This window comes from Paenibacillus sp. J31TS4, from assembly GCF_018403265.1.
GTDB lineage: Bacteria > Bacillota > Bacilli > Paenibacillales > NBRC-103111 > J31TS4.
Map to the genome: position 1 here is coordinate 1,823,142 of NZ_BOSI01000001.1, position 22,617 is coordinate 1,845,758.

The following is a 22,617-nucleotide window of genomic DNA, read 5'->3' on the forward strand; positions in this document are numbered from 1 at the left end:
TGGCGGGGCCCCAGCCGGCAGCCCCGCCATCCCTTTCCTGCTTGTCCGTCTTATTTGCCGTGCGACTGGTCCCTCGCCGCTTTGACCCGGTCCATCCAAGCGTCACGGATTGGAGAGTTCGGCAGTTTGGTCACGAGGAACTGCGCCCGCTGAATGTCCTCCTTGCTTAGCGTCGTCTCCGCCTGCTTCACCGCCTGCCCCGACTCCACAAGCTGCGCTTCGGGCGTATCAGCGGTCAGATCGCTGTAGCCCCATCCCCGGTACGTTTTGCCGGCCGCGTCCCTCATCTCGCCGCGGTCGTCCACCGTGAACAAGCGGGAAGTGATGGCGGCATCCGCCGTTCCGTCCTTTTTGGCGAACTGAAGCGTCAGCAGCTCGGGCGCTCCGTCGAGCGGATTGCGCTTCGTTATCAGATCGGAGGACAGAGCGCTCGCCGGATCCGTTATGGAGAAGGTAACGTTTACTGTTCCGGGAGACGTTTCCCTTGCTTCGAACGTTCCTTTGCCCTGCAGAGCGGCCGGCACCGCGAACGACTCGAACGCCGCCTTGGACGCGTCATAGTGGACGTCGAACCGGCCCGATACGAAGCCGTCGGCCAGCGGAAGCTTGAGAGCCACGGACGGCCGCGCTTTGTCCGCCACGTTAGGGACGAGCGTCATCGTGTACCGCTCCTGGTAACGGCCCTTTACATACTCATACGTCCGGTCGTACACCGAGCGGCGGATCGCCGACAAGCTGTCGGGCGTCTTGGCAGGATCGAGCGGAGTGAACGCGTAGGCGCCGTCCACAAGCGGCATAGCGGCCATATAATACGTGTTGGAGGCTTCCGTCATGTAGCCCTCGCGCACTCCATAGTTCAAGTATTGTGCGAGCGTCCGGTAATCGTCGTACTCGATCTCGAGCGACCCGCCGACCGTCCTCGCCAGCTCGGCCACCGCGGGGAAGATCGCTTTCTTGGAATTGCCGAACGCAAAGCCCGGCTGAATCGACGCCGTCGTGAAGCCGAGGTCGCGCCACTGATAGGCCGAGCCCGGTCCGATATACGGAATCCAGGTGAAGAAGTAGTTCTTGTCCTTGAGATACTTGGCGGTCGCCTGCACGAGCTCGGCCTCTCCGGTCGTCTCGTCGATCCGCTCGTGGTACCAGTAGAACGAGTCGAGGCGCAGCTGGTCGTAGCCCATCTCGCGGAAGCGTCTCTCCGCCTCGTCGATGTACCAGCAGACGGCGGCCTTCTTGTTCTCGAACGCCAGCCGGCTCATCTCGAGCCGCCCTTCGTAGCTGGACGGGTTGCTCACCCGCGAGGCAAAATCCTCGGGCCGCAGCGGCAGACGAGAGCCGTCTCCGGTGATGTCGCCGAAGTTGGCGCTAGTCTCAATCATCGGGATCGACAAGTTGATGCGCACCTTTCGGTCGGTACCCAGCTTCCGGTTCAGCTCGCGGGCCGCTTCGTTCACCGCTCCGAGCTGGGTGTCCGGCTTCAGGATGAAGTCCAGGAAGGTAAGCATGTCCTCCTTGGTCACGTACCGCGCGTTGCCGCTTGCGTCAAGGCCGGACGGCGTCACCATCGCGGTGACCGGAATCGCCAGCAGATCGTCGAAGAACCAGTCCTTGTCGGTGCCGTATATATCCCGGTAGCCGAGCACGGCGGCCGCCTTGTCCTTCGTCCAGTTCGTCAGCTCCCGGCTCTGTTCGGCCATCGGGCCGCTGTACCACAAGAACTGGTCGCGGATGTTCGCCGTCTCGGCCGTACCCGGCTCACCGTATTCCCCGGGCTCGAACGAATCCGGCTGGGATTCCGGAAGCACTGCTCCGTTCGCGATGCCCTCCTGGCCGAACACCTCAAACTCGTCGGTCCAGCCGAAGAAATTGACGACGAACACCGCCTTCACGTAGCGAGCCTGCACATGCAGCGGCGTACCGTCGGCCAGCTTGTCCAGCCGATAGGTTTTGCGGTGCATGTCGTTTGCTCCCGGCGTATAGGCAAAATACAGGGGAGCATCCGGAGCGGCCTTGCCGAGGTAGCGGTAATCCGTCCCGTCGTTCGAGACGTAATACCGGACGCCCACCGGCGGCGCGATGCCGACGTCATTGCGTTGACCGAAGCCCATCGCCAGCTCATTTACCGTCTGGATCCGCTCCAGGTCGACCACGACCTCGCGCTTCAGCTTACGGTAGGAGACGAACCAGTCCGCCGAATTCTGCCAGTTCGACGTATCGCCGTACCGGCCGTCGGTCAGCATGCCGGCGTTCGCCAAAGGCGTCTCCTTGCCATACAGCCCGATCCCCTGGATAGTGTCGAACACCGCGTTTGGCTGGGAAACGGTTACACTTTTGTGCAGCGCCAAATTCTGCCGGCCCTCTACCGTAGACCCTGCCGATATGGCCTCCGCCGGCGCTCCATCCGTCTGGCCTGCGCCAGCAGCAGCTCTCCCGCTTGCAACGATTCTTGCGCCAGCCGTTCCTTCCGCCGGCAGAGCCGCGCCGCTCCACGTCGAAGCTCCTCCTGCCGCCGCTTCGCTCTCCTCTTGCGCAGCCCGCGCCGCCTGCCCGGCCAGCGGCGTCCCTGCCGCCAGGAGCGTCACCGCCAGAGCGGCGATACCCGTTCTTGCCGCGATCCTCTTCCTCATTCGCACAGCCTCCTCCTGCTTTACTGGAACTTTCCTCCAACAATTCCATGATTCAGGAAAATTCATGTCCTATCTTAGAGCAGGGGATCGACCGGAAACAACGGCGAAATGGAAAAGGACCGAAAGTTAAGGCTTTTTTCCTAGCTTTAGAACATGCCGGCTAATGAAGCGCGAAACATAAAGAAGCCCGTCGAACAATGTCGACAGGCTAGTGCTTTCCGGTGACACGGCTGAACAAAGGATTTCGTCCTTGTGGCTTCGTTCTCCCATGTCGGATGCATCCCGGCTCGCTTCCTTTCTCCCCTGGTACAGGATGCGATAGACGGCCGGGTTCCCGCGCTGGCTCATCCCAAGCCCCTCGGATCGGCGGTTTCTCCGCTCGCACCGCTGGCTGACTCTCACAGCCGATCGGATGACGAACGGCACCATCGCATCCGGCCTTCCGGGCATCTGTTACACTAAGGGACCGCAGCGCAGCCGATCGGCAGCCCCATCGTTGGTCCTGCGACCAAAGACTCATGGTCTCGTTCATGACGGGCTGGAAGCCCAAGCGTCCGCTCCTGCTCTCTCCAGTCCGTGACCGCCCTCGCAGCAGCTTCATAGCGGCCCCTCAGCGTCCCGGCTCTGAAGCCCCTACTCCTGCGGCCTCTGAGGTTCGATGTGGACGTGGACATGACGGATCTGGTGCTCTTCGAGCATCCGCTGCTCCACTTCGTCGCAGATCTCATGGCTCTCCAGCACGTTAAGCTGTCCCTCCACCTCGATCGTCACGTCGACGAGAATCTGGCTGCCGTGGCTCCGGGCCTTGATGTCTTTCACCGCTTCCACGCCCGGCGTAGCGGCGACCGTCCGCTTCAGCACAAGGAGTTCGTCCTCCTCGAAGCCGTCGGTCAGCGAGTGCGTCGCCTCGCGGAAAATGTCCCACGCCGTCTTGCATATGATGACGCCGACCAGCACCGCCGTGAGCGGATCGAGCCAGAACAGGCCGAACTGCGCGCCGACGATGCCGACGAACGCGCCGAAGCTGACGAGCGCATCGGACTTGTTGTCCTGCGCGGCTGCCTGCAGCGCGTGACTGTGCAGCCTTGCCGCCAGCCGCTTGTTGTAGGCATAGACGCCGAGCATGGCGAGTCCGCAGAACAAAGCGGTCCATGCTGTCACCATGGCAGGCGCCGTCTCTAGGGGCGAGAAGAGGCTTCGCACTGCCTGCGCGACTACCTGCACGCCCACCCCGGCCATGATCAGGGAGGCGACGAGCGACGCTATCGTCTCGGCCCGCGTATGGCCGTAGCGGTGATCGTGGTCCGGCGGCCGCCGCGAAACTCGCAATCCTATGAGAATCGCGATGGAGGCCGCGATATCCGTCGTATTGTTCAAGCCGTCGGCGACAAGTGCCTCCGAGGCGAAGTGCAGCCCGATCGCCAGCTTAATCGCCGACAGGCACAAATAGGCGATGATGCTGACCCATGCTCCCTTGTCCCCGGTCTCCCTCTCCGTAAGTGAAGCCACGCTCCTTACCCCTTTCCAATGCTCTAATATTGTAAGGGACGGGGATCGAGTGGGTCTAGAGAAACAGTGTTGTCAGGGGGACCAAAAGGTAGGCCGGGGGAACTCTCTTGCCTCGTCCCAAAAAAGGTTGCCTGCTTCAAATAAAAAGACCGTCTCCGAAAGAGACGGTCCGCCGTTCCGGGCAACCGTTACGGATTGGCCGGTTTTTCCTTGGGTGCAGCCGGGCGCTTGGGCCCGAATTTCTTGGTGTAATGGATGTTGAAGCCGATCATGACCGGTACAAGGACGAACGTCGGCAGCAGCCAAAGCAGAATGTTCGACGACGAGACGTTCAGCAGCCGCGGCGCCCCAAAGACGGTAAAGGCCGTCACGGTCGATATGCAGCAGGCGATCATCCCGCCGTAGTGCTCGAAATACCAGTGCATCTTCCTCGCCGGCGGGCGCAGCCAATACTTGAGCTGGATGCCTCCGAGAAGCAGGCCGAGCAGCGGGAAGTAAGTGATGAGCGGAGAGCCGATCCGGATGCCGTACAGCCCGATCCCCACGCCCGACAGCAGGAGCAGCAGCGAGACGAACAGATCCACCCCATTCCGGTGCGCCGTCTTCCGATTGCGGAACCGCAGGACGCGGATGCCGTACCAGGCGGAAGCCCCGCTCAGAATGGAGATGAAAATGAGGAACCAGGAGAACGATACGCGGTCGGCATCCACCGAGGCGTCGAAGAAGATCCGGTACACGCCCATGTAGAACGCGGATACCGCCACCACCGCCATCGCAACTACGTAAGCCCAACCTACCGTGTTGTGAACCCGTCCTCCTTTTTTCGTGACGATCGGGATCCAGAAAAGCAGCAGCGCTGCGAATCCCGCCACGATATGCAGCATGCGAAACAAGAGAAAAGCCGTCATCGTTCGTTTTCCTACCCTTTCCGTGTCAACATTTTCCACACGCAATCATACTGCATTTTGGGCGGATTGTATATGGGGAAGCCCGGTTAGGCACACAAAAAAGCGGATCCTCTCCCAAAGGAAGAAGATCCGCCTCCCCGCCTCTCGGCCGCAGGAATAAGCTGCAGCCGAGAGGAGTCCGGTTCCCGCCGGAACAAGCGCAGGTTATTGGGCCTGCTGCATGACGGGCTTGGCATGATTCAGTTTGCGGACGGTCACCCGCGAGATCCGCAGGTTGTCCGTCTCCTCTACCACGAATTCCAGCTCGCTCTCGTAAGAGATGCGCTGGTTTTTCTTGGGCGGAATCTCGATCTGCGAATAGATCCAGCCGCCGATCGTATCGTAATTTTCGTTGTCGATATCGACGCCGAAATAATCGTTCACTTCGTCGATGAGCAGCAGACCGTCTACCGAATAGGTCGCGTCGTCCTTCTTCTCGATGGTCGGACGCGCTTCGTCGAATTCGTCGTGAATCTCGCCGACGATCTCCTCGATGATGTCCTCCATCGTCACGAGACCCGAGGTCCCTCCGTACTCGTCGATCAGGAGCGCCATCTGCGACCGCTTCTTCTGCAGCAGCTTGAGCAGGGTGCTGATCGACATCGACTCCGGGATCGACGTGATCGGCCGGATCATCGTCCGGATGTCGGGCGAGCCTTCGGCCTTGAGCAGATCTTTGATGTGCACGAAGCCGATGATGTTGTCCTTGTCGCCCTCGCAGACCGGGTAACGCGTATGCATCTCGGACAGGGCGATCTCCCGGTTCTCCTCGAACGAATCGTGCACGTTCAGGCAGACCATCTCGGTCCGGGGAATCATGACCTCCCGGGCCGTCGTCTCCGTAAATTCGAATATATTATCAACAAGCGTCAGTTCGGTATTGTCGATCAGACCGCTTTTGTTGCTTTCTTTCATGAGAATGCGGATTTCCTCTTCCGTATGCGCCGCGTTGTGCTGGTCCGTCGGCTCGATGCCGGACAGACGGAGCATCCAGTTCGACAGGCCGTTCAGCACCCAGATGAACGGGTACATGACCTTGAACAGGAACACCATAATGCCGGAGGAGAGCAGCGTCACTTCTTCGGACTTCCGGATCGCGTACGTCTTCGGGAACTGTTCCCCGAGCGTAATGTGCAGCGTGGTGACAACGGCGAACGAGATGATGAAGGAAATCGTATGAATGAAGACGTCGTTAAAGCCCAGTTGGGTGAGCAGCGGCTTCAGCATGCGGGCGACGGTCGGTTCCCCGATCCATCCGAGCACGAGCGAGGCCAGCGTCACGCCAAGCTGACAGGCGGACAAGTAGGCGTCCATGTTCGCGAGAATCTTCTTCGCGTACTTCGCGCTGGTTCTTCCTTCGAGAGCCAGAGCGTCAATGCGGCTGCCCCTTACCTTGACGAGGGCGAATTCCGCCGCAACAAAAAATGCGTTCACCAGCACGAGTGCTAATATTAAAACTAAGTTTAACCATATCGGTATTGAGTCACTACTCACCGACTTCCTATCCACCCCTGTTGGGCGAATAGGTACACCTCCCTTATGAGATAATAGGAATTCATATTGGTATCGTTTTTACTCCGAAGATGAAGACCTTCAACTTCCCAACGGAAACACCCCTTCCCTATTTACTTCATGTATTTAACTATCAGTCTTTTCATTATATGAGGTGTAGGCAGGCCGAGTCAAACGACAAAGGGTACCATTCCGGGATGAATTGGAACATTTTCCTAGTCATTCTCGTCCATGGTCACGAATGCTACCGTTTAGAAAGGAGCGTCCCGTGACCATTACCGACCGATTCGTCTACCTGCTGTCTCTCCTCTGGCTCGCCTGGACGCTGGCTGCTCTGGGTGGCTCCGGCTCCGGCCAGCTCGATTCGCAGGCGGCCTGGGCAGTGTTCCTGCTGCCAGCCGGCTTGCTGCTCTTTCCTCTCTATTTCGGATGGTCCGCTATTGTGCGGGCGTGGCGGCGCCGATGAACATGGAAAAAACCGGGGACTCCCGGTTTTTCCTCCATTTGCATGACGGGGATGCACGCGAATCAGCTCTTCATTGACTGCCGGTCGGCGAAGCGCACAACTTGCTTGGGCTTGTCCTACTCTTCGACCAGCATGTTCAGAGACACCTCAAGTTCGTTCTCCGGCTCGTAAATCGGGTAGATTCTGGCGGTCTCGTTCTCCTCGTCGACATGCTGGATATAGACCGGCACGCCCTGATAGGTGACGCCGGCCATGACCGGCGACTGTGCGATTTCCTTCGCCCGCTGATGGTTCACCGCTCTTCCTCCTTTCCCTATGGTCTTGTTGAACTCTGCGGTCCCGCTTTCTCCGTTAGCTTGTTCATTCGGATTTCTTTTATCCCGGCTGGCGGCCGGCGGCCGTTTTTTTCTCGAAATGTAAGGGAATGGCCGGTTTCCTGTTTGACGGGACAATTGGTAAATCCTTATAATCTGGGGAAAGGCATTCTCTTGGCCGGGAAACGGAGGGAATCCACGATGGGAAGTTGAACGCGTTTCGGATGCGAAAGCCGGTAGTTCCGTAAGATTCATTGACCGATAAGGGAGGTGCGCCTATTCGCCCTTCGCGGGCGGAATAGGGAAGGATTGAGCAGTGACCCATTCCCGATATGGCTGAATCTGGTCTTAATTCTCGTGATGGTTTTGTTAAACGCTTTCTTCGTCGCAGCGGAATTCGCTCTCGTCAAAGTAAGGGGGAGCCGCATCGACGCGCTCGCGCTGGAAGGCCGCCTTAGCGCCAAGTATGCCCGCAAGATTCTCGGCAATCTGGACGCTTACCTGTCCGCCTGCCAGCTCGGAATCACGCTTGCCTCGCTCGTGCTTGGCTGGCTGGGAGAGCCCACGATCGCTCGAATGCTGAAGCCTCTGCTCTCCTCGCTCGGGTTCAGCGAGTTCGCCATTCATACCGTATCGTTCCTGATCGCCTTCACCATTATTACGACGCTCCATATTACGCTTGGCGAACAGTTCCCGAAGACTTACGCCATTCGCAAATCCGAGCGGGTCACCCTGCTGTCCGCAAGCCCCATGGTGCTCCTCTATCGGCTCATGTACCCGTTCATCTGGGTGCTGAATGGCATCTCGAACTGGTTGCTTCGAATGTCTGGCGTCGAGCCGACGGCCGAGCACGAGTCCGCCCACACGGAGGAGGAAATCCGCATCCTGATGCAGGAGAGCAACCGGAGCGGACTCATCGACAATACCGAGCTGGCGCTCGTCGACAACATCTTCGAGTTCGCGGAGACGACCGCCCGCGAGGTGATGATCCCCCGCACCGAGATGGTCTGCCTGTATGCCAGTCTCAGCTTCGAGGAGAACCGCGACATTGCGCTGGCAGATATGCATACCCGCTATCCGGTATGCGAGACGGACAAGGACAGCATCATCGGCTTCGTGCATGTAAAGGACCTGCTTCGCACCGGAGAACCGATCGAGCTCAGGGCGATTCTCCGGCCCATCACGTCGATTCCCGAATCGATGCCGATCCCCCATCTGCTCAAGCTGCTGCAAAAGAAGCGGACCCAGATGGCGCTCCTCATCGACGAATATGGAGGCACGGCGGGCATCGTCACCGTCGAGGACATCCTCGAGGAGATCGTCGGCGAGATTCACGACGAATTCGACGAAGCCCGGCCGCGCATTGAGCGCAAGGACGAGGATACGTTCTCGATCGACGGCCTGCTCCTGATCGAAGAAGTGAACGATTATTTCGGCATCGACATCGGTGACGACAATTATGATACGATCGGCGGCTGGATCTACTCGCAGATCGAGATTCCTCCGAAGAAGAACCAGCGCGTCCGGTTCGAGAACCGGTTCGAATTCATCGTCGAGGAGACGGATCATCTGCGCATCTCCCGGCTGACCGTCCGGCGCCTGGAGGAAGACGAAGACACCCCCGTGCTCTGGGGAACGGGAACAGGATGAGCCCTCATCCTGTTTTCTTTTTTGGGGCAGGCCGGCCGGACCGCAGGTCCCCCTGCTGCCTCGAGATGACCACAAAGGAGAGACTGTCCACTATGACTGAGCGATTGCTCACCCCGGCTTATGCCGAGCTGATGGCGTATACCGAGGACCTGAACCGGCGCAACGGCGGCTCCGCCTGCGCCCTCTATATTCTGCAGAGCGGCGAGACCGTGGCGGAAGCTTATGCCGGCGTCCATACGCACGATGCCGGCGCCCGGCCTGCGTCCCCCGACTCTCAATACAATGTCGCCTCCGTTCGCAAGAGCTACATAGGCCTCGCCGTCGCCTGGGCGCTAGAGCAAGGCCTCCTGCCTTCGCTGGACGCGCCGGTGGACGGGCTGCTCCCTTTCCGGCAGGAGGACGCTCCGGCGGTTGAGGGCGTTACCCTCCGCCACCTGCTCACGCATACGCACGGACTAGCCGAGGAGGACGGCCGCCTGACGCGCCGGTTCGCCCCCGGTAGCAGCTGGCTGTATAACAACGTCGGTATCCGGATGCTGACGACGCTCATCCCCGCCGTCACCGGCGTCCCGGTAGCGGAGCTCTTGGACCGGCTCGTCTTCTCCCCCCTTGGCTGGCGCGAAACCGGCTGGCGTACCGATGCCAGCGAGACGCTCGTGCCCGTCATTATGGACGAGACGGGCCGCGCGAAGCTGACGACGGCACCGGACGGCAGCGGGGCAGCCCAGAACCTGTTCGTCTCGGCGCGGGACCTCGCCCGTTGGGGCCAGCTCCACCTGCAAGGCGGCCGCTGGGAGGGCCGGCAGCTCGTGCCCGAGGCGGCGGTTCGGACCGCCGTCTCCCTGCAGAGCCCGCCGGAGCTCGCGGACGAGCAGCCGGCGAACGGCTGCCTCTGGCTCGTCAAGAGAGGTTTCACCCCGCTCAGCCCGTTCGGCCGGACCGTTCCGGACGGCTCGTACCTGATCGTCGGCTTCACCGGCCCGCTCGTGCTGGTCGTCCCCGAGCTGAAACTCGTCGTCGTCCGGATGACGAACAAGAGCGGCAATTACGGCGACGATACGATGGATTACATCGGCTATCTGCAGCAGTTTACCGACATGGCGGTGGCCGCGACCGCGCGCAACTAGCGCCCAAGCGATATTCGGCTCTACATCGGGCAATCCTGCAGGCCATGACGAGGAATGACGGAGTGTGCCAGCCTGTCAAGGACGCGAGCGGCTTAACCACCTAGAGAACGTGGGCGAGGGCTGTTTCCGGCAGACACCTATCTGCCGGGACAGCTCTGTTTGTGCTGTGGCTGCATCTAACGTGATAACGCTCCTTTGGGAGATCGACGGCTACTTCGTCTTCCTCTCCGTCAAGACGACGTTTCGAAAAGGCGGAGGCAAAAAGAACCGCTAGTCCCGAACGCCAGCAAGCCGGCAAGCGGTCGTGACCGCTTGCCGGCTTGCTAAAAATATGCTGCCGCTCATCCGTTATGGACTCGAAGGAGGAGTGGCCTTGTCATAGCTAAGGAAGGAACCTGTCTCCCCTCCGTCTGGAAGCAGTCCAGCTTCCGGTTAGGCGCCGCGGCGGCCTACAGCCGGAACTTCCCGATCATCCCTCGGAGCTGATCGGACATGCCGGCCAGCGCCGTCGCCGACGAGGAGATCTCCTCCATCGCCGCAAGCTGCTCCTCGGAAGCCGCCGCGACGTTCTGGGCGTGCTCCGAGGAACGGCGCGAGATGCCGGATAGCTCCGCGATGGTCGCCGACACCTCTTCGGCGCTCGCCGACATCTGCTGCGCGGAGGAGGACACCTCAAAGAACTGCGCGTTGATCGAATCGATCGACATCGCGATATGCTCGAACGACTCGACCGTCTCCCGGACGAGAACAGCCATGCCATCGACGCCCTGCGAGCCGGCCTGCATCGCCTCGACGGCTGCCGCCGTCTCGCGCTGGATCGTCTCGATCAGCTCTGCGATCTGCTGGGAGGATGAGAGCGACTGCTCTGCCAGATGCCGGATCTCGGTGGAGACAACCGCGAATCCGCGGCCGTGCTCGCCTGCACGCGATGCCTCGATCGCCGCGTTCAGCGACAGAATGTTCGTCTGGCCGGCAATGTCGGAGATGAGCGAAGTGATCTTGCCGATCTGCTCGGACAGCGTATGCAGACGCTCGACGGCGTCCGACGTCCGGCGGACCGCTCCCTGCACCGCCTCCATCTGCGCTTGGTTGCCGGCGAGGGCGTCTCGCCCGCGGCCGGCCTCCCCCGCCATCTGGGCCGAGGCATCGGACGCGCTGGCCGCCGACTCGGCGATCCGCTGGATGCCGGAGGCCATCTCCTCCATCGCCCGTGTGCTCTCGTAGGTGCCGCTCTGCTGGAGCTCGGCTCCGCTCGCGACCTCCTGGATCGACTGGGCGATCTGCTCGGTCGCCTGGGCTGTCTGCTGCGCGCTCTCCTTGAGCGAGATGGACGCCGCCGTCACCCGCTCCGACGACGTCTGCATCCCTCCGATCAGCTCGCGGATGCGAGCGATCATCGCGTTGAAGGAGAACGCCAGCACGCCGAGCTCGTCACGGCTCTTCGTCTGCACCGAGACGTTCAGATCGCCTTCCGCTACCCGCTTTGACAGCTCGGCGATCGCCTTGATCGGCTTCAGCAGCTGGCGGACCAGGAGCGCGAAGACGGCAAGGAAGATCAGGGAGAGTCCGGTTCCGATGCCGACGCTCTTCCACAACGTCCGGTTCAAATCCATTCGGATCGCTCTGTAATCGAAGTCCAGCCCAAAATAGGCGGTCACGTTGCCCTCCTTGTCGGGAATCGCACTCAGCACGGAGACCCAAGAGCCGCCGACGTCCGTATAGACGTCCGATGTCCCCTGCCCGCCTTTCTTCGCCTCCTCGTACGCTTCCCGCATCTCCGGGCTTAATTCATAAGGGGAGGTCGGCGTGATCCCGTTGCCGTACAATTCCTGGTTGCCGATCAAGATCGGCAAAGCCAGCTTCCCGTCCTTATCGATCTCTTCCGGGAAGAACAAATACGCATTCGATACGAGCTGACCGGTGACCAGATGGTCCATCTGCGCCTGCAGCTTCCGCGCGTCGGGATTAGAGATATAGGCCTGGCTGTCCCGCTTGATCGATTTCTCGGCGCCCTCCACCTGATCGGAGAGCAGCTTCACCTGGGCGGAGGCCATCTGCTCGGTAATCTCCAGCTTGTCAAAATACAGCGCCCTCTGCTGCTGGTAGGACAGCGTGAGGAGGGTTCCGGACAGGACGACCGACAACAGAATTAATAACCCCAATACTTTTGCAACTACACCAATATGCTTCATCTACGATGCTCCTTCAGTCGAATATAGTTCTTTTGTCGGATTTTCGGTGACGATTCGTTAGTCGATTAACTAGAAGAAGCAGCATAGGAAAAGTTAAAAAAAGGAGCCCCCCTCCTCATGCACACCGAAACGAGAGAGGTGGGGTCCCAAAGGGAGATCCCGTTTATGAAAGGTATTCTTGCCCTCAATCTGCTCCTCCGGTTCGGGCTGGAGCTGGCCGCTCTCGGCCTGCTCGCCTACGGAAGCTATAGGCTCGGCCTGGCCGGCCCCGCCAGATGGGCGCTCGCCATAGGCGCCCCGCTCGCGGCTGCGGCGCTCTGGGGCGCCTTCATCGCGCCGCGCGCCTCCTGGCTCGCCCCCGAGCCGCTGCGCTTCCTGCTCGAGCTCGTCGTATTCGGCGGGGCGGCCTACGCCGTTTCGGCCGCCGGTCATCCGCACCTGGGGCTCGCCTTCCTGGCGCTGGCGCTGCTCAATCGGCTGCTCATTACGATCTGGCATCAGTAGTCCCGGCCTCGTCGTTCTCTAGAATCGTCAGACGCGGCCAGCGGGCCTTCCAGTTCTTCTGCGCGATGCGCGAGCGGTAGACGGCCAGCTTGTCCGCACGGTCCCGAATCGGGGGAATGGGACGCACGATCAGCTCCCACAGCTCTTCTACACCCCAGGGAGCCAGCAGCTCCAGCCGCTCGCCCTGCAGCCGCACGGCAACGGAGGTCGGCAGCTCGGGAAACCGCGCGATGCCGTCCTGGGCCGAGTGGTAAGGCTCGTCTCCATTGCGCTCGTGCATGCGCGCCTGGTTCTTCACCGACCACGGCACATCGGGTCTCCTCTCGCTTAACCGCGCCTCCCACTTCTTTTCTTCCGCCGGATCCGTCCGCTCCGGGTCGTAATAGACGACATCCACATCGTCCAGCGGCGTCCGTTCGGCATGGCCGTGACGGACGTCCCATACGCAGGCACGGACGAAGCCCGCGCACACCCATCCGTCGGAGAGCCCAAGCTCCCGGACCTCCCGCAGCACCTCCATTCTCCAGGCATCCGCTCCTATGCAGGCCAGCACCTTTTCCTCCGTCGTCTGCTTCACGCTTATTCCTCCTCTTTCTGTTCTGATTATCTCCGGCTCGCCGTTTTACGCTAACAGGTTCTGCTTTCGATTCGGCATTTCCTCCTTAAGGCGCATCGGAAGGAGGGAAAATTAGGAAGCCAGACCCATATGACAGCGCTTGCATAATCCTCCTAATCTTGGAATAATAGGGTGGAACATGAGTTCGCCATATCCGGTCCGGATAACGGTTCCCCGCAGAAGGGAGGTTGGAGAGGGCCCCATCGGGAGTCCGGCAAGCAAAGCGTATCCTTATTCCATTTCAGGAGGTTGTTTATGAGCAGGAAAAGACCGTCCCGCTGGCTGTCCGCCGTTCTGGCGCTCGGCCTGGCCGCAAGCCCGCTTCTCCCCAATGGTTCCGGGTCCACCGCATACGCGGCCGCATCCGCTGCCAGCGTCCCGCCGATTCTGATCACGGAGCTTATGCCCGACACCGCGAATGTGAACGGAGCCGACGGCTACGAATTCATCGAGATTTATAACAATACGGACAAGCCTCTTCCTTTCGGTGACTATAAGATTCTGTACCGCTATCTGGAAAGCGAGACGCTGTGGCCCTCCGTACCGGCCGATGTCGTCGTGCCGCCGAAGGGCACGCTCGTCTTCTGGATCATCAACGCCTACAACGGCGAGAAAACGACGGCGGACTTCAACGCCCACTTTAAAACCCAGCTCGTCGAGGGCAAGGATCTCGTCAAAATCTACGCGGGCGGCATGGCCAATACGAGAATGCGCGAGCTGGTCGTTACGACCAATACCGGTCAAGAACTGATCTCAGCTTTCTATAACGAGGGCGAACAGATTTCTGCGCCAGACAAAGCGATTCTGTACCGCTATCCCGAGGACGGCAGCCGGAAGATGGCTCTTATCGATTGGGGCAAGCAAGCCGGGACTCCCGGAACCGTCGGAGCCGTCCAAGTGCCGGAGACGCCGAATGCCATAACGGACCGGACGCCGCCCGTGGTAACCGACCGGACGAATACCGCCGGCGCCGTGACGACGCAGGATCTGGCGATCGTCGCGGAAGCGACCGACGATACGTTGGTCACCAGCGTAACGCTGTATTACCGGACAGACGGTCAAGGCGACTTCCGGCAGGCGAACCTGAGGCTGGATCGCCAGGACGGCCTGTACCGGCATTCGCTCAGCCTGCTGGAGCTGCTCGGCAGCCGGTCGCTCGAGTACTACTTCGTCGCCTCCGACGGCTGGCAGCAGACGACGAGCGACACCTTCCGCGTCTCCTTCGCCGACCGCCAGGCCGGCCCGCGGCTGAACGTAAAGGACGGACAGATCGTCAGCGGCCGCACGGTGCTCAGGGGAGCCGCTGAAGGCGTGGCGCCCGAAGCGCTGAAGCTTGCGGTCGACGGAGCCGAAGTGACCGGCGGCCAGCCGGCGCTTGAAGGCACGGCGTATTTGGTCTTCGAGGGGAACGGCATTGGCCTCGGCAACAAGAACGCCGTGACGATCGGGAAGGACACGGTCGCCATGGTCGATTACGCCGTGAACAACTTCGCCACGGTCGTCGTTCCAGTCAACGCGGAGCTGCTAAAGGCAGGTGAGAATACGATCACCCTCCGAGCGGGCTCCCAGTCGGGTACATACTATGAAGACAATCCCGTCACCGGGCTGGACGACTACGATGTCCGCAACGTCCGCCTCCTGCTCTCGGACGGCACCGAGCTGCGCGATCCGGCATACGCCGATCCCGCCAAGCTGATCGACGTCGGCGACGACGGCCGGTTCCTCCCGGTGGTGGACTTCTCCTTCACCATAGGGGCGGACAAGCTGACCGCGCTCGCCTATCCGTGGACGACGACCAGCGCCGCCGACGGCCCGCATACCGTGCAGGTGCGGACTCCGGACGGACAATCGGCATCCGCAAGCGTGATCGTCGACAACAACGGACCGGTCATCACGACTACGGTGACAGAAGGCAAGGAATACAAGGGTCCGTTCGTGCTGAACGCGACCGTTACCGATGCGGGAGCCGGCTTGGCATCCACTCGCGCTACGCTGGACGGCACGGACATCCGGCTGCCGTACGAGACCTCCTCGGCGAAGCTGGCTGCGGGCGCTCACGAGTTCCAAGTGATCGCCGAAGACAAAGCGGGCAACAAAAGCGAGAAGACCGTCCGGTTCACCGTTCCGGTGGAGGCTCCCGACCAGCCTGTGCTGCTCGGTCCTGCTGACGGCGCCTCGGATGTCGGCTTGCAGCCGGAGCTGCGCGTCGCGGTATCCGACCCGACCGGGGACGACCTGACGGTTTCCTTCAACAAAGGCTACAAGTACGGAGCCGACTCCCCGCAAGTGCAGCTGTTCAAGAACGCGACCGAACATGAGCCTCCTGCCGCTTTTGCACCGGAGGGAGAGACTGCCTTGACCGGTGGGGAAGTGGCCGATCTGGCCGCCAAGGACGGGCGCTACGTCACGGTAGACTCGCTGACCGAATTCCCTTACCTGCGGTTTCAGGTGAAGGTGGACGGAACGGTTAACAAGGGGGACCTCGTCGAGATCGATTGGGAGGGCAAGTCGCTCCCCGGACGCAAGGTTACGATGTACGCCTGGAACCACGCGACCGGCAAATGGATTCCGGCGGCCTCCCATGTCGCGGACAGCGAAGAGGATTTCCGTCTCGTCGGCCGTCTGCCCGCCGGCGATTACGTCAGAGACCAGACCGTCAACGTCCTCGTGCAGGACCTGATCCCGGCACGCGGCGACTACGATTACACGATGGTGTGGATGTCGGACACGCAGTTCTATTCGGAGCTGTATCCCCATATTTACCAGTCTCAGGTGAACTGGATCCGCGACAACGCGGAGGAGATGAACATCCGGTATGTCGTCCATACAGGCGATCTGGTGAACGAGCCTACCGCTACCTATCAGTGGGAGCGCGCATCCGAGTACATGAAGGTGCTGGAGGACGCGGACATGCCTTACGGCGTACTGGCGGGCAACCATGACGTCGGCACGACGAACAGCGACTATACGACGTATTCCCGCTACTTCGGCGCCGATCGGTTCGAGCAGCAGCCGTATTACGGAGGCTCCTACAAAAACAACCGCGGCCACTACGATCTCGTCTCTTACGGCGGCAACGACTTCCTCATGCTGTACATGGGCTGGCAGCCGGAGGACGAAGATATTGCCTGGATGAACCAGGTGCTCCGGGACCATCCGGACCGGCAGGCGTTCCTCGCCTTCCACGATTACATGCAGCCGAACGGGACCCGCTCGGCGATGGGCAACAAGATCTACGAGCAGGTGGTCGTTCCGAATCCCAACGTCAAGCTGGTCATGAGCGGCCACTATACCGGCAGTTCGATGCAGACCGACGAGCTCGACGACAACGGGGACGGCAAGCCTGACCGCCGGGTTTATCAGATGCTGAACGATTACCAGGGCTTTGAAGAAGGCGGGCTCGGGTATATGAAGCTGCTGCATTTTGACATCGAAACCGGCAACGTCTATGTCAACACTTATTCGCCGTACAAAAACGACTACAACTATTACGAACCAGAGATGTATCCTGGCAAGGACGAGACAACGCTGAGCTTCGATCTGACGCCTCAGCTTAAGCGGGTGGCGACCGATGTCATCCTGGCCAAGCTGTACACGGCGGAAGCGATCGCGGGGCCCTTCCAAACCGCGAGCGGCCAGACGGCGACCGCAAGCTGGACAGGGCTTGCGCCGAACGTCTCTTACTCCTGGTACGCGCTCGTGACGGACGCCTTTGGCGGCCGCACATACAGCGACGTCTGGAGCTTCCGGACCGCGGACCACAAGCTGGAGGCACCCGCCAATCTGAGAGCGACGGACGTGACGGATACCTCGGTCACGCTCGCCTGGAATCCGGTAAGCTCGGCAGACAGCGTCGTCTATGACGTTTACCAGGACGGAGCCTCCGTCGCCACAGTCAGCGGCGCCGTGTACCAGGTGAACGGACTGTCGCCGGACACGTCCTACCGGTTCCACCTCATCGCCCGCAGCGCTTCGGGTGCGGTCTCCGAACCGAGCGCCGCTCTGACGGTTCTCACCTCCGGCACCACCATCTCGCTTGCAGCTCTCGAGCAGGCAACCGAACGGGCGATCCAAACCGGCGAGCTGCGCGGCCCTCTAGCCAAGCAGCTGACCAACAGCCTGGCGCAAGTTCGCGGCCAGCAGGACAAGGGGCACACCAAGCAGGCAGTCCAGCATCTGGAGAATTACCTGAAGCATCTAGCCAACTCTGCAATGCAGGAGCATGTCGCGCCGGCGGCCAAGGAACGGCTGAACCGGCTGGCGGAGGCGCTTCTGACCCAATTAAGGTCACTCTAAACCAATACCCTGAGATCAAGGAGCAGCACGCTCCACCTCCGGGGCATAACGAATAAGGGAAGGGCCCCCGGGATCGCCGGAGGCCCTTCCTTCGTCTATCACAGCTTAGCGAATAGAGGCTGTCCTCCCATCGGGAATGCTTTCCCCGACAAGCTCGCAGCCTCCTTGCTGCCTCATGCCTGCTAATGCGGCATGTACGAGCCGATGAGCGATGAGAACGCTTTGACATCGATCGGCTTGGTCACATAGGCATCGAAGCCCGCCCGCCGCCCGCGCAGGATGTCTTCCCGCATCGCATACGAGCTGACGGCCACCACCGGGATCTCCGCGGTCTCCTTCCCTTGCTTCAACAGCGAGAGAGCCTCGTAGCCGTCCATGCCCGGCAGCTGAATATCCATCAAGATGAGAGCGGGAAGCGTCTCCCGTGCAAGCACTAGTCCCTTCTCGGCATCGGTCACCGTCAGGAGACGGACGCCGGGCAGCTTGCGGACAATTCGCGCGACCAGTTCCCGGCTAAGCGGATTGTCTTCGATATACAACACATTCTTTTCGGTTTCCGTCTGCAACAGTTCCCGTTCGTCCCGTTCCATATCCGCTTCCTCCTCCCCCACTTGAGTCCGGACAAAACAGAAGAGCCGAAGAAGAGGCTTCGCCTCTTCTTCGGCTCATGTCTGGCTCGCGAGAACGTGCGTCCAGTTCATTACCGCCTGTATGGCTCGACTTGCATCTGTCTTATTGAAACGTCATGACCATGACGCTCTTGTCCAGTTCAAAATCCCAGTCCACAAAAATGTCCACCCGCTGTTTGCCGAAGAGCTCGCCAATGTCCGTCTCTTCTACAATGAGTCTCTTCTCCAGCTTGCGCTTCGTCACCTTTAGAATCTCCTCATAGCCGAGGCCGATCAACTCGAGCTCCAGCGCGATCAACAGTCCCTCGCGAATGACGACGAGCGTGCGGTCATTGAGCCAGACGGAATCCGTCCGGTCGGGATGCCGCTGGGCTTTCTGGGTGATACGTTCAATCTGCCTATGTACAACTTCCTGGCCTGGATATTGAGTAAGGGTCTGTTCTTCATCGGTGAAGGGTTCCCGGCATAACCCGACAATCATGCCATCTGCGAAGTCGTTGCCCCAATCGTAGTAAAGCTCCGTCAGTTCCACGCCAAGCGTAGTCTGGAGGAATCCATTCAGATCGGGCAAGAGGGATTTCATCAAAAGCTCCCGCGTATAGCGGAACGCCCGCTCTTCATCCTGGCTGAGCAGAAACTGCTCCACCGGACCAAGAAATTTCCTTAAGTGCAGGACGACAAACCGATCGCCCAGGGATACATAGACCGACTCGGGTCCTTTTCCGAATCGTTCGCGCAGCAACCGCGCTGTGTAGCTAGCAATTTGGCTTTTCTCGTTCGTAAGCGCCACCGACAGATCGACCGTCCTTATCGAAATAGGAGGCCCGGGCTTTCTTTCCCGTACCCACTTCGATACTACTATAGTTCACCTCAGGTTTCAATAACATCCCTTAGACAGCAGGCGATGGTCCACCTCCCGCCAAGCAGCCTGCCTCCACAAGTGGGCATCATTTCCTCCCGGGCGGCGCATACTAATCAGGCCAGCCAGCGACGGGAGGTGAAGAGACAGATGGCAAGAATCGCGGTAGAAAACAGCTTGGGCTCCGTCAAGCAGGCGCTGGAGCAGAACGGGCACGAGGTCGTCTCCATGGAGAACGCTTCGGGCTGCGACTGCTGTGTCGTATCGGGGATGGACCAGAACATGATGGGCATGGCGGAAGTCACCACACAGGCGTCCGTCATCAATGCCGAAGGCATGACGGCCGAGGATGTGGTCCAGGCCGTTCAGGCGCGTCTGCAATAGCCGCATCGCCTGTCCGAGGCGCGAGGATAATCGGTGGGCTGCTTTCTTGCAGAGGACGCCCCCGCCTGTGATACCCGGAACAAACAGCAAGGGAGAGGACCGGGGTCCTCTCCCTTGCTTTGTTGCAGCCGTACCGCCTGCCGTTCCCGCCCGACGGCAGGAGCCGTTATTCGCTGATCGTAATCGTAACCGGCGAGTATTCGGCGATCACGGTCTGTCCGTGAACCGACGTGCTGCCTTCCGGCCCGATGTCCTTCTCCGTCATGATGCCGAGGGCGACGGTGAACGAGTTGAACTTGACCGGGCAGCCCGTCTCGCGCCGTGCCTCTTCCCCGTTCACATAGAAGACGATTTCGTCGTGCGCGCGGTTATACGTAATCTTGTAGCGGTTGAATTCCCGCGCCTGGAAGTTCGTATCCTCCTTGAAGATGCAAAAATACCGCTGCTTGTCCGTCACCGGCACCTCGACGCCCGGGAACGGGAGCACCGCATAGACGCTCGCGTACTTGTCGTTCCCCGCGAAGAAGTCAAGTGCGGCGCCTGTGGAGAAGTCCAGCAGGTTCAGGGAGACATAACCGTCGTATAGATCGCCGGGAGCCGTGTTCTGCGTGCGCGCCCGCATGTCGAGCTCGAACGAAATTTCCCCTTGCTCCGGCACCTGGACCGGCTCCGCCGAATAGTACATATGCTTGGCGTTGTCGAGAATCTGGATCTGGTGATGCTGGCGGCTCAGCGCCGCGCGGACATACAGGATGCCGTTGCGGACGATGACGACCGCGTCGGGCTCGCGATACGCCCAGAACGAACCGTCCGGCAGCGGGAAACCGCCCGTCTTCCAGACCTCTCCTTCCGACAATATCGTATGAAAGTCCCCGAGCACGATCTGTTTTTCCATCCGAATCTCTCCCTTTCGTCAAATGTAAGCGAGCAGGCCCTGCACAAGCAGAGCGAGCACAAGCAGGAGGCCGAAGCGCATCGTCCCTTGGACCGAGGCTCCCATCAGCGGAGCGTAAGCCCGCGACGGATTGCGGTCGCCGAGGCTCCGGTAGACACGCACGACCGGGAATACGGTCAGAAGCGCCAGCAGAGAATACCAGGGAAGCGCGCCGGCCAGTACGCAGCCGATCAGAGCGGCATAGACAAGCATGAGCAGAGCGAACGAGAAACGGAGCGCCCGCTGCTCTCCCCATACCACAACCAGCGTCCGCTTGCCGGCTTCCTTGTCGGCCTGCCAGTGCAGGAAGTGGTGATTAAACAGAATGAGCGTCGTGAACAGGCCGATCGGCAGCGAAGCGGCGATGGCCTTCCAGTCCAAGAGCGATGTCTGGACATAATAGCTGCCCGCCACCGGTAGGACGCCGAAGGCGATCAGAATGGCGGCCTCGCTGTAGCCCTTGCCGCGGTAGCCGAAGCGGATCGGAGGCGCGACATAGTAATAGGCGATCAATGCGCCGAGCCCGCCGAATACGAGCACCGGCCAGCCGCTGACCACCGCCAGGACGATCCCGCACACCGCGGCTACGGCGAACAGCGTCCACGTCATGGCGGCAAAGGTGCTCTCGCTGAGCGTCCCGTTCGTCAGAAACCCGGAATTCGTCGAGATGGCCTCCTCGGATTCCCGCGCCTTCGTATCCGTCCCATTCCGGTAATCCCACAGATCGTTGATCATATTGGAGAATAGATGGGCGGCGGCCGACCCGAGCAGCGTCAGCACAAAAAGCAGCGGGTGGAACACACCGTTCCAGGCATAGGCTCCGAGCGCACCAATCGCCACCGGCAGCAGAATGACCGGAAGCACGGAAGACCGGGAGGCTTTTTTCCACAGCTCGACTTTGTCCATATGGTTTCCTCCTTTCTATTGGAGAATTCCGGCGTCCGTTTCCGCCCGTCGCCAGGACATGCCAAAAGCCCCGCCTCGGTTCTCCCAAGCGGAAGCGGGCGGCTGAGCGACAGGCCGGCAGGACAGGACCGGCATAGATGGGTTAAGAGAAAACGAACCGGCCAGAGCAAGCTGGCCGACTCGCTTGTGAAGAAATGCACTAGCTTCATTGTATGTCCGGTTCCCCCAGTTGTAAAGAAGGAATTCTCCCCCATTCTCGAAAGGAACGACTCCAATTCCAGCCATTCGGAGGGGAAAACCTATCTGTCCCTCTATAGAAGACATGAGCTCTGCATCGAAAGAAAGCCGCAAACTATCCGGGCATCCCCGTCATCGTCATCGCCATAACGACAAGCGAAAAGCGTCCTTAAACAACAAGAATCGGACAGCCCATAGGACTGTCCGATCGTAAAGTTAGCGAGGAGCACGGCAGCCATAGAGAGCTTGTCCGGCAGCCAGCAGTACGGGAATACTAGTTAACGGATCGGCCGTGCGGCAGCTACGTAATGATTTTTCCAGTAGCCGGTGTTGATGTCGCTGACGACGACTCCGTTTTTCGGATTCAGGTTGTGGATCATCTTGCCGTTGCCGATGTAGATGCCGACATGACCGATTTTGCCCGGCGTGCTGACGCTGGCGAAGATCAGGTCGCCCGGCCGGAGATTGGCCTTGGCTACTTTCGGGAATTGGTTGTACTGGGCGTTGGCGCCCCACTTCATATCGACGCCTGCGGCCTGCTTGAATACATATTTGGTAAACGAGGAGCAATCGAACACCATACGGGATGGGTCGTTCTTGCCCCACACGTAACGGACCTTGCTCTGCAGCGACTGTGCCAGGTTAATGACACGGTCGGCCTTGCTCGCGGCGGAGGTTTGCGCCGCCTTCGTTTGGACAGTCGCTGCTTGCGCGGCTGCCGGATGAGCCAGAATAGAGGAGCTTGCGACGACGGCAGCCAGCACCGCCCCTGCGGCCAGCTTCTTCAAGGAAATCACTCGAGTCATAGATGTCATAGCGTTGCGCCTCCTGTTGTTGAGTGGTTTCTTGCTGTCCCTACTATACCGGATTTGAATCTTCCAGCATTTGCTTGAAGAAGCGTCAAACGG

At 60.3% G+C, this 22,617-nt stretch carries 18 protein-coding genes; 6 read left to right on the forward strand and 12 right to left on the reverse strand.

The window, feature by feature from the left end:
* Nucleotides 1-50 precede the first annotated feature (50 nt).
* The 4 genes from KJS47_RS08515 to KJS47_RS08530 all read right to left on the reverse strand — a co-directional run bounded on the left by KJS47_RS08515 (nucleotide 51) and on the right by KJS47_RS08530 (nucleotide 6,577).
* Nucleotides 51-2,627, reverse strand: coding sequence for a DUF4855 domain-containing protein (locus KJS47_RS08515; RefSeq protein ID WP_213524468.1), 2,577 nt, complete (start codon nucleotides 2,625-2,627; stop codon nucleotides 51-53).
* A gap of 633 nt (nucleotides 2,628-3,260) precedes the next feature.
* Nucleotides 3,261-4,136, reverse strand: a complete 876-nt coding sequence (locus KJS47_RS08520) for a cation diffusion facilitator family transporter (protein WP_213524469.1) — start codon at nucleotides 4,134-4,136, stop codon at nucleotides 3,261-3,263.
* Nucleotides 4,137-4,324: 188 nt separating this feature from the next.
* Nucleotides 4,325-5,044 carry a DUF2306 domain-containing protein gene (locus tag KJS47_RS08525; protein ID WP_213524470.1) on the reverse strand — a complete coding sequence of 240 codons (720 nt, stop codon included), beginning with the start codon at nucleotides 5,042-5,044 and terminating at the stop codon, nucleotides 4,325-4,327.
* A gap of 204 nt (nucleotides 5,045-5,248) precedes the next feature.
* Nucleotides 5,249-6,577 carry a hemolysin family protein gene (locus KJS47_RS08530; RefSeq protein ID WP_213524471.1) on the reverse strand — a complete coding sequence of 443 codons (1,329 nt, stop codon included), beginning with the start codon at nucleotides 6,575-6,577 and terminating at the stop codon, nucleotides 5,249-5,251.
* Between the two features lie 286 nt (nucleotides 6,578-6,863).
* On the opposite strand from KJS47_RS08530, the gene KJS47_RS08535 reads away from it, so the two are divergent.
* Nucleotides 6,864-7,061: a hypothetical protein gene (locus KJS47_RS08535; RefSeq protein WP_213524472.1), complete on the forward strand. Its 198-nt coding sequence runs from the start codon at nucleotides 6,864-6,866 to the stop codon at nucleotides 7,059-7,061.
* Nucleotides 7,062-7,177: 116 nt separating this feature from the next.
* Here KJS47_RS08535 and KJS47_RS08540 read toward each other — a convergent pair whose 3' ends face one another.
* Nucleotides 7,178-7,357 carry an H-type small acid-soluble spore protein gene (locus KJS47_RS08540; RefSeq protein WP_213524473.1) on the reverse strand — a complete coding sequence of 60 codons (180 nt, stop codon included), beginning with the start codon at nucleotides 7,355-7,357 and terminating at the stop codon, nucleotides 7,178-7,180.
* 327 nt (nucleotides 7,358-7,684) lie between these two features.
* Here KJS47_RS08540 and KJS47_RS08545 point away from each other — a divergent pair, with 327 nt between their 5' ends.
* A complete protein-coding gene (locus KJS47_RS08545; protein ID WP_249716181.1) occupies nucleotides 7,685-9,025 on the forward strand; it encodes a hemolysin family protein in 1,341 nt (446 codons plus the stop codon).
* Nucleotides 9,026-9,117: 92 nt separating this feature from the next.
* Nucleotides 9,118-10,152, forward strand: a complete 1,035-nt coding sequence (locus KJS47_RS08550) for a serine hydrolase domain-containing protein (protein ID WP_213524474.1) — start codon at nucleotides 9,118-9,120, stop codon at nucleotides 10,150-10,152.
* 449 nt (nucleotides 10,153-10,601) lie between these two features.
* Here the strand turns inward: KJS47_RS08550 and KJS47_RS08555 are convergent, their stop codons facing one another.
* Nucleotides 10,602-12,344: a methyl-accepting chemotaxis protein gene (locus KJS47_RS08555; protein ID WP_213524475.1), complete on the reverse strand. Its 1,743-nt coding sequence runs from the start codon at nucleotides 12,342-12,344 to the stop codon at nucleotides 10,602-10,604.
* 165 nt (nucleotides 12,345-12,509) lie between these two features.
* Here KJS47_RS08555 and KJS47_RS08560 point away from each other — a divergent pair, with 165 nt between their 5' ends.
* Nucleotides 12,510-12,848 carry a DUF2568 domain-containing protein gene (locus KJS47_RS08560; RefSeq protein ID WP_213524476.1) on the forward strand — a complete coding sequence of 113 codons (339 nt, stop codon included), beginning with the start codon at nucleotides 12,510-12,512 and terminating at the stop codon, nucleotides 12,846-12,848.
* Here KJS47_RS08560 and KJS47_RS08565 read toward each other — a convergent pair.
* Nucleotides 12,829-13,425, reverse strand: a complete 597-nt coding sequence (locus KJS47_RS08565) for a nucleotidyltransferase family protein (RefSeq protein ID WP_249716184.1) — start codon at nucleotides 13,423-13,425, stop codon at nucleotides 12,829-12,831. The two genes, KJS47_RS08560 and KJS47_RS08565, sit on opposite strands and share 20 nt — an antisense overlap.
* 294 nt (nucleotides 13,426-13,719) lie before the next feature.
* Between KJS47_RS08565 and KJS47_RS08570 the strand changes: the two genes are divergently transcribed.
* Nucleotides 13,720-17,760, forward strand: a complete 4,041-nt coding sequence (locus KJS47_RS08570) for an FIMAH domain-containing protein (protein ID WP_213524477.1) — start codon at nucleotides 13,720-13,722, stop codon at nucleotides 17,758-17,760.
* Between the two features lie 182 nt (nucleotides 17,761-17,942).
* On the opposite strand, the gene KJS47_RS08575 is transcribed toward KJS47_RS08570, so the two are convergent.
* Entirely contained in the window at nucleotides 17,943-18,350 is a 408-nt protein-coding gene (locus KJS47_RS08575) for a response regulator (protein WP_213524478.1), read from the reverse strand.
* A gap of 142 nt (nucleotides 18,351-18,492) precedes the next feature.
* On the reverse strand, nucleotides 18,493-19,179 hold the full coding sequence (locus tag KJS47_RS08580; protein WP_213524479.1) for a Na-translocating system protein MpsC family protein: 687 nt from the start codon (nucleotides 19,177-19,179) through the stop codon (nucleotides 18,493-18,495).
* A gap of 219 nt (nucleotides 19,180-19,398) precedes the next feature.
* On the opposite strand from KJS47_RS08580, the gene KJS47_RS08585 reads away from it, so the two are divergent.
* The gene (locus KJS47_RS08585) at nucleotides 19,399-19,632 is read left to right on the forward strand and encodes a YkuS family protein (RefSeq protein ID WP_213524480.1); all 234 of its coding nucleotides are present in this window, start codon (nucleotides 19,399-19,401) and stop codon (nucleotides 19,630-19,632) included.
* 166 nt (nucleotides 19,633-19,798) lie between these two features.
* On the opposite strand, the gene KJS47_RS08590 is transcribed toward KJS47_RS08585, so the two are convergent.
* The 3 genes from KJS47_RS08590 to KJS47_RS08600 all read right to left on the reverse strand — a co-directional run bounded on the left by KJS47_RS08590 (nucleotide 19,799) and on the right by KJS47_RS08600 (nucleotide 22,524).
* Nucleotides 19,799-20,527, reverse strand: a complete 729-nt coding sequence (locus KJS47_RS08590) for a DUF6081 family protein (RefSeq protein WP_213524481.1) — start codon at nucleotides 20,525-20,527, stop codon at nucleotides 19,799-19,801.
* Nucleotides 20,528-20,545: 18 nt separating this feature from the next.
* Complete coding sequence (locus KJS47_RS08595; RefSeq protein ID WP_213524482.1) at nucleotides 20,546-21,472, reverse strand: prenyltransferase; 927 nt, start codon at nucleotides 21,470-21,472, stop codon at nucleotides 20,546-20,548.
* A 515-nt stretch (nucleotides 21,473-21,987) separates the two neighbouring features.
* The gene (locus KJS47_RS08600; protein WP_213524483.1) at nucleotides 21,988-22,524 is read right to left on the reverse strand and encodes a C40 family peptidase; all 537 of its coding nucleotides are present in this window, start codon (nucleotides 22,522-22,524) and stop codon (nucleotides 21,988-21,990) included.
* Nucleotides 22,525-22,617 lie beyond the last annotated feature (93 nt).

Coding starts and splice junctions, on each gene's coding strand:
- KJS47_RS08555 (WP_213524475.1), bottom strand. CDS start 12,344: ATGAAGCATATTGGTGTAGTTGCAAAAGTATTGGGGTTATTAATTCTG.
- KJS47_RS08600 (WP_213524483.1), bottom strand. CDS start 22,524: ATGACATCTATGACTCGAGTGATTTCCTTGAAGAAGCTGGCCGCAGGG.
- KJS47_RS08570 (WP_213524477.1), top strand. CDS start 13,720: ATGAGCAGGAAAAGACCGTCCCGCTGGCTGTCCGCCGTTCTGGCGCTC.
- KJS47_RS08515 (WP_213524468.1), bottom strand. CDS start 2,627: ATGAGGAAGAGGATCGCGGCAAGAACGGGTATCGCCGCTCTGGCGGTG.
- KJS47_RS08575 (WP_213524478.1), bottom strand. CDS start 18,350: ATGGAACGGGACGAACGGGAACTGTTGCAGACGGAAACCGAAAAGAAT.
- KJS47_RS08590 (WP_213524481.1), bottom strand. CDS start 20,527: ATGGAAAAACAGATCGTGCTCGGGGACTTTCATACGATATTGTCGGAA.
- KJS47_RS08585 (WP_213524480.1), top strand. CDS start 19,399: ATGGCAAGAATCGCGGTAGAAAACAGCTTGGGCTCCGTCAAGCAGGCG.
- KJS47_RS08560 (WP_213524476.1), top strand. CDS start 12,510: ATGAAAGGTATTCTTGCCCTCAATCTGCTCCTCCGGTTCGGGCTGGAG.
- KJS47_RS08525 (WP_213524470.1), bottom strand. CDS start 5,044: ATGACGGCTTTTCTCTTGTTTCGCATGCTGCATATCGTGGCGGGATTC.
- KJS47_RS08595 (WP_213524482.1), bottom strand. CDS start 21,472: ATGGACAAAGTCGAGCTGTGGAAAAAAGCCTCCCGGTCTTCCGTGCTT.
- KJS47_RS08550 (WP_213524474.1), top strand. CDS start 9,118: ATGACTGAGCGATTGCTCACCCCGGCTTATGCCGAGCTGATGGCGTAT.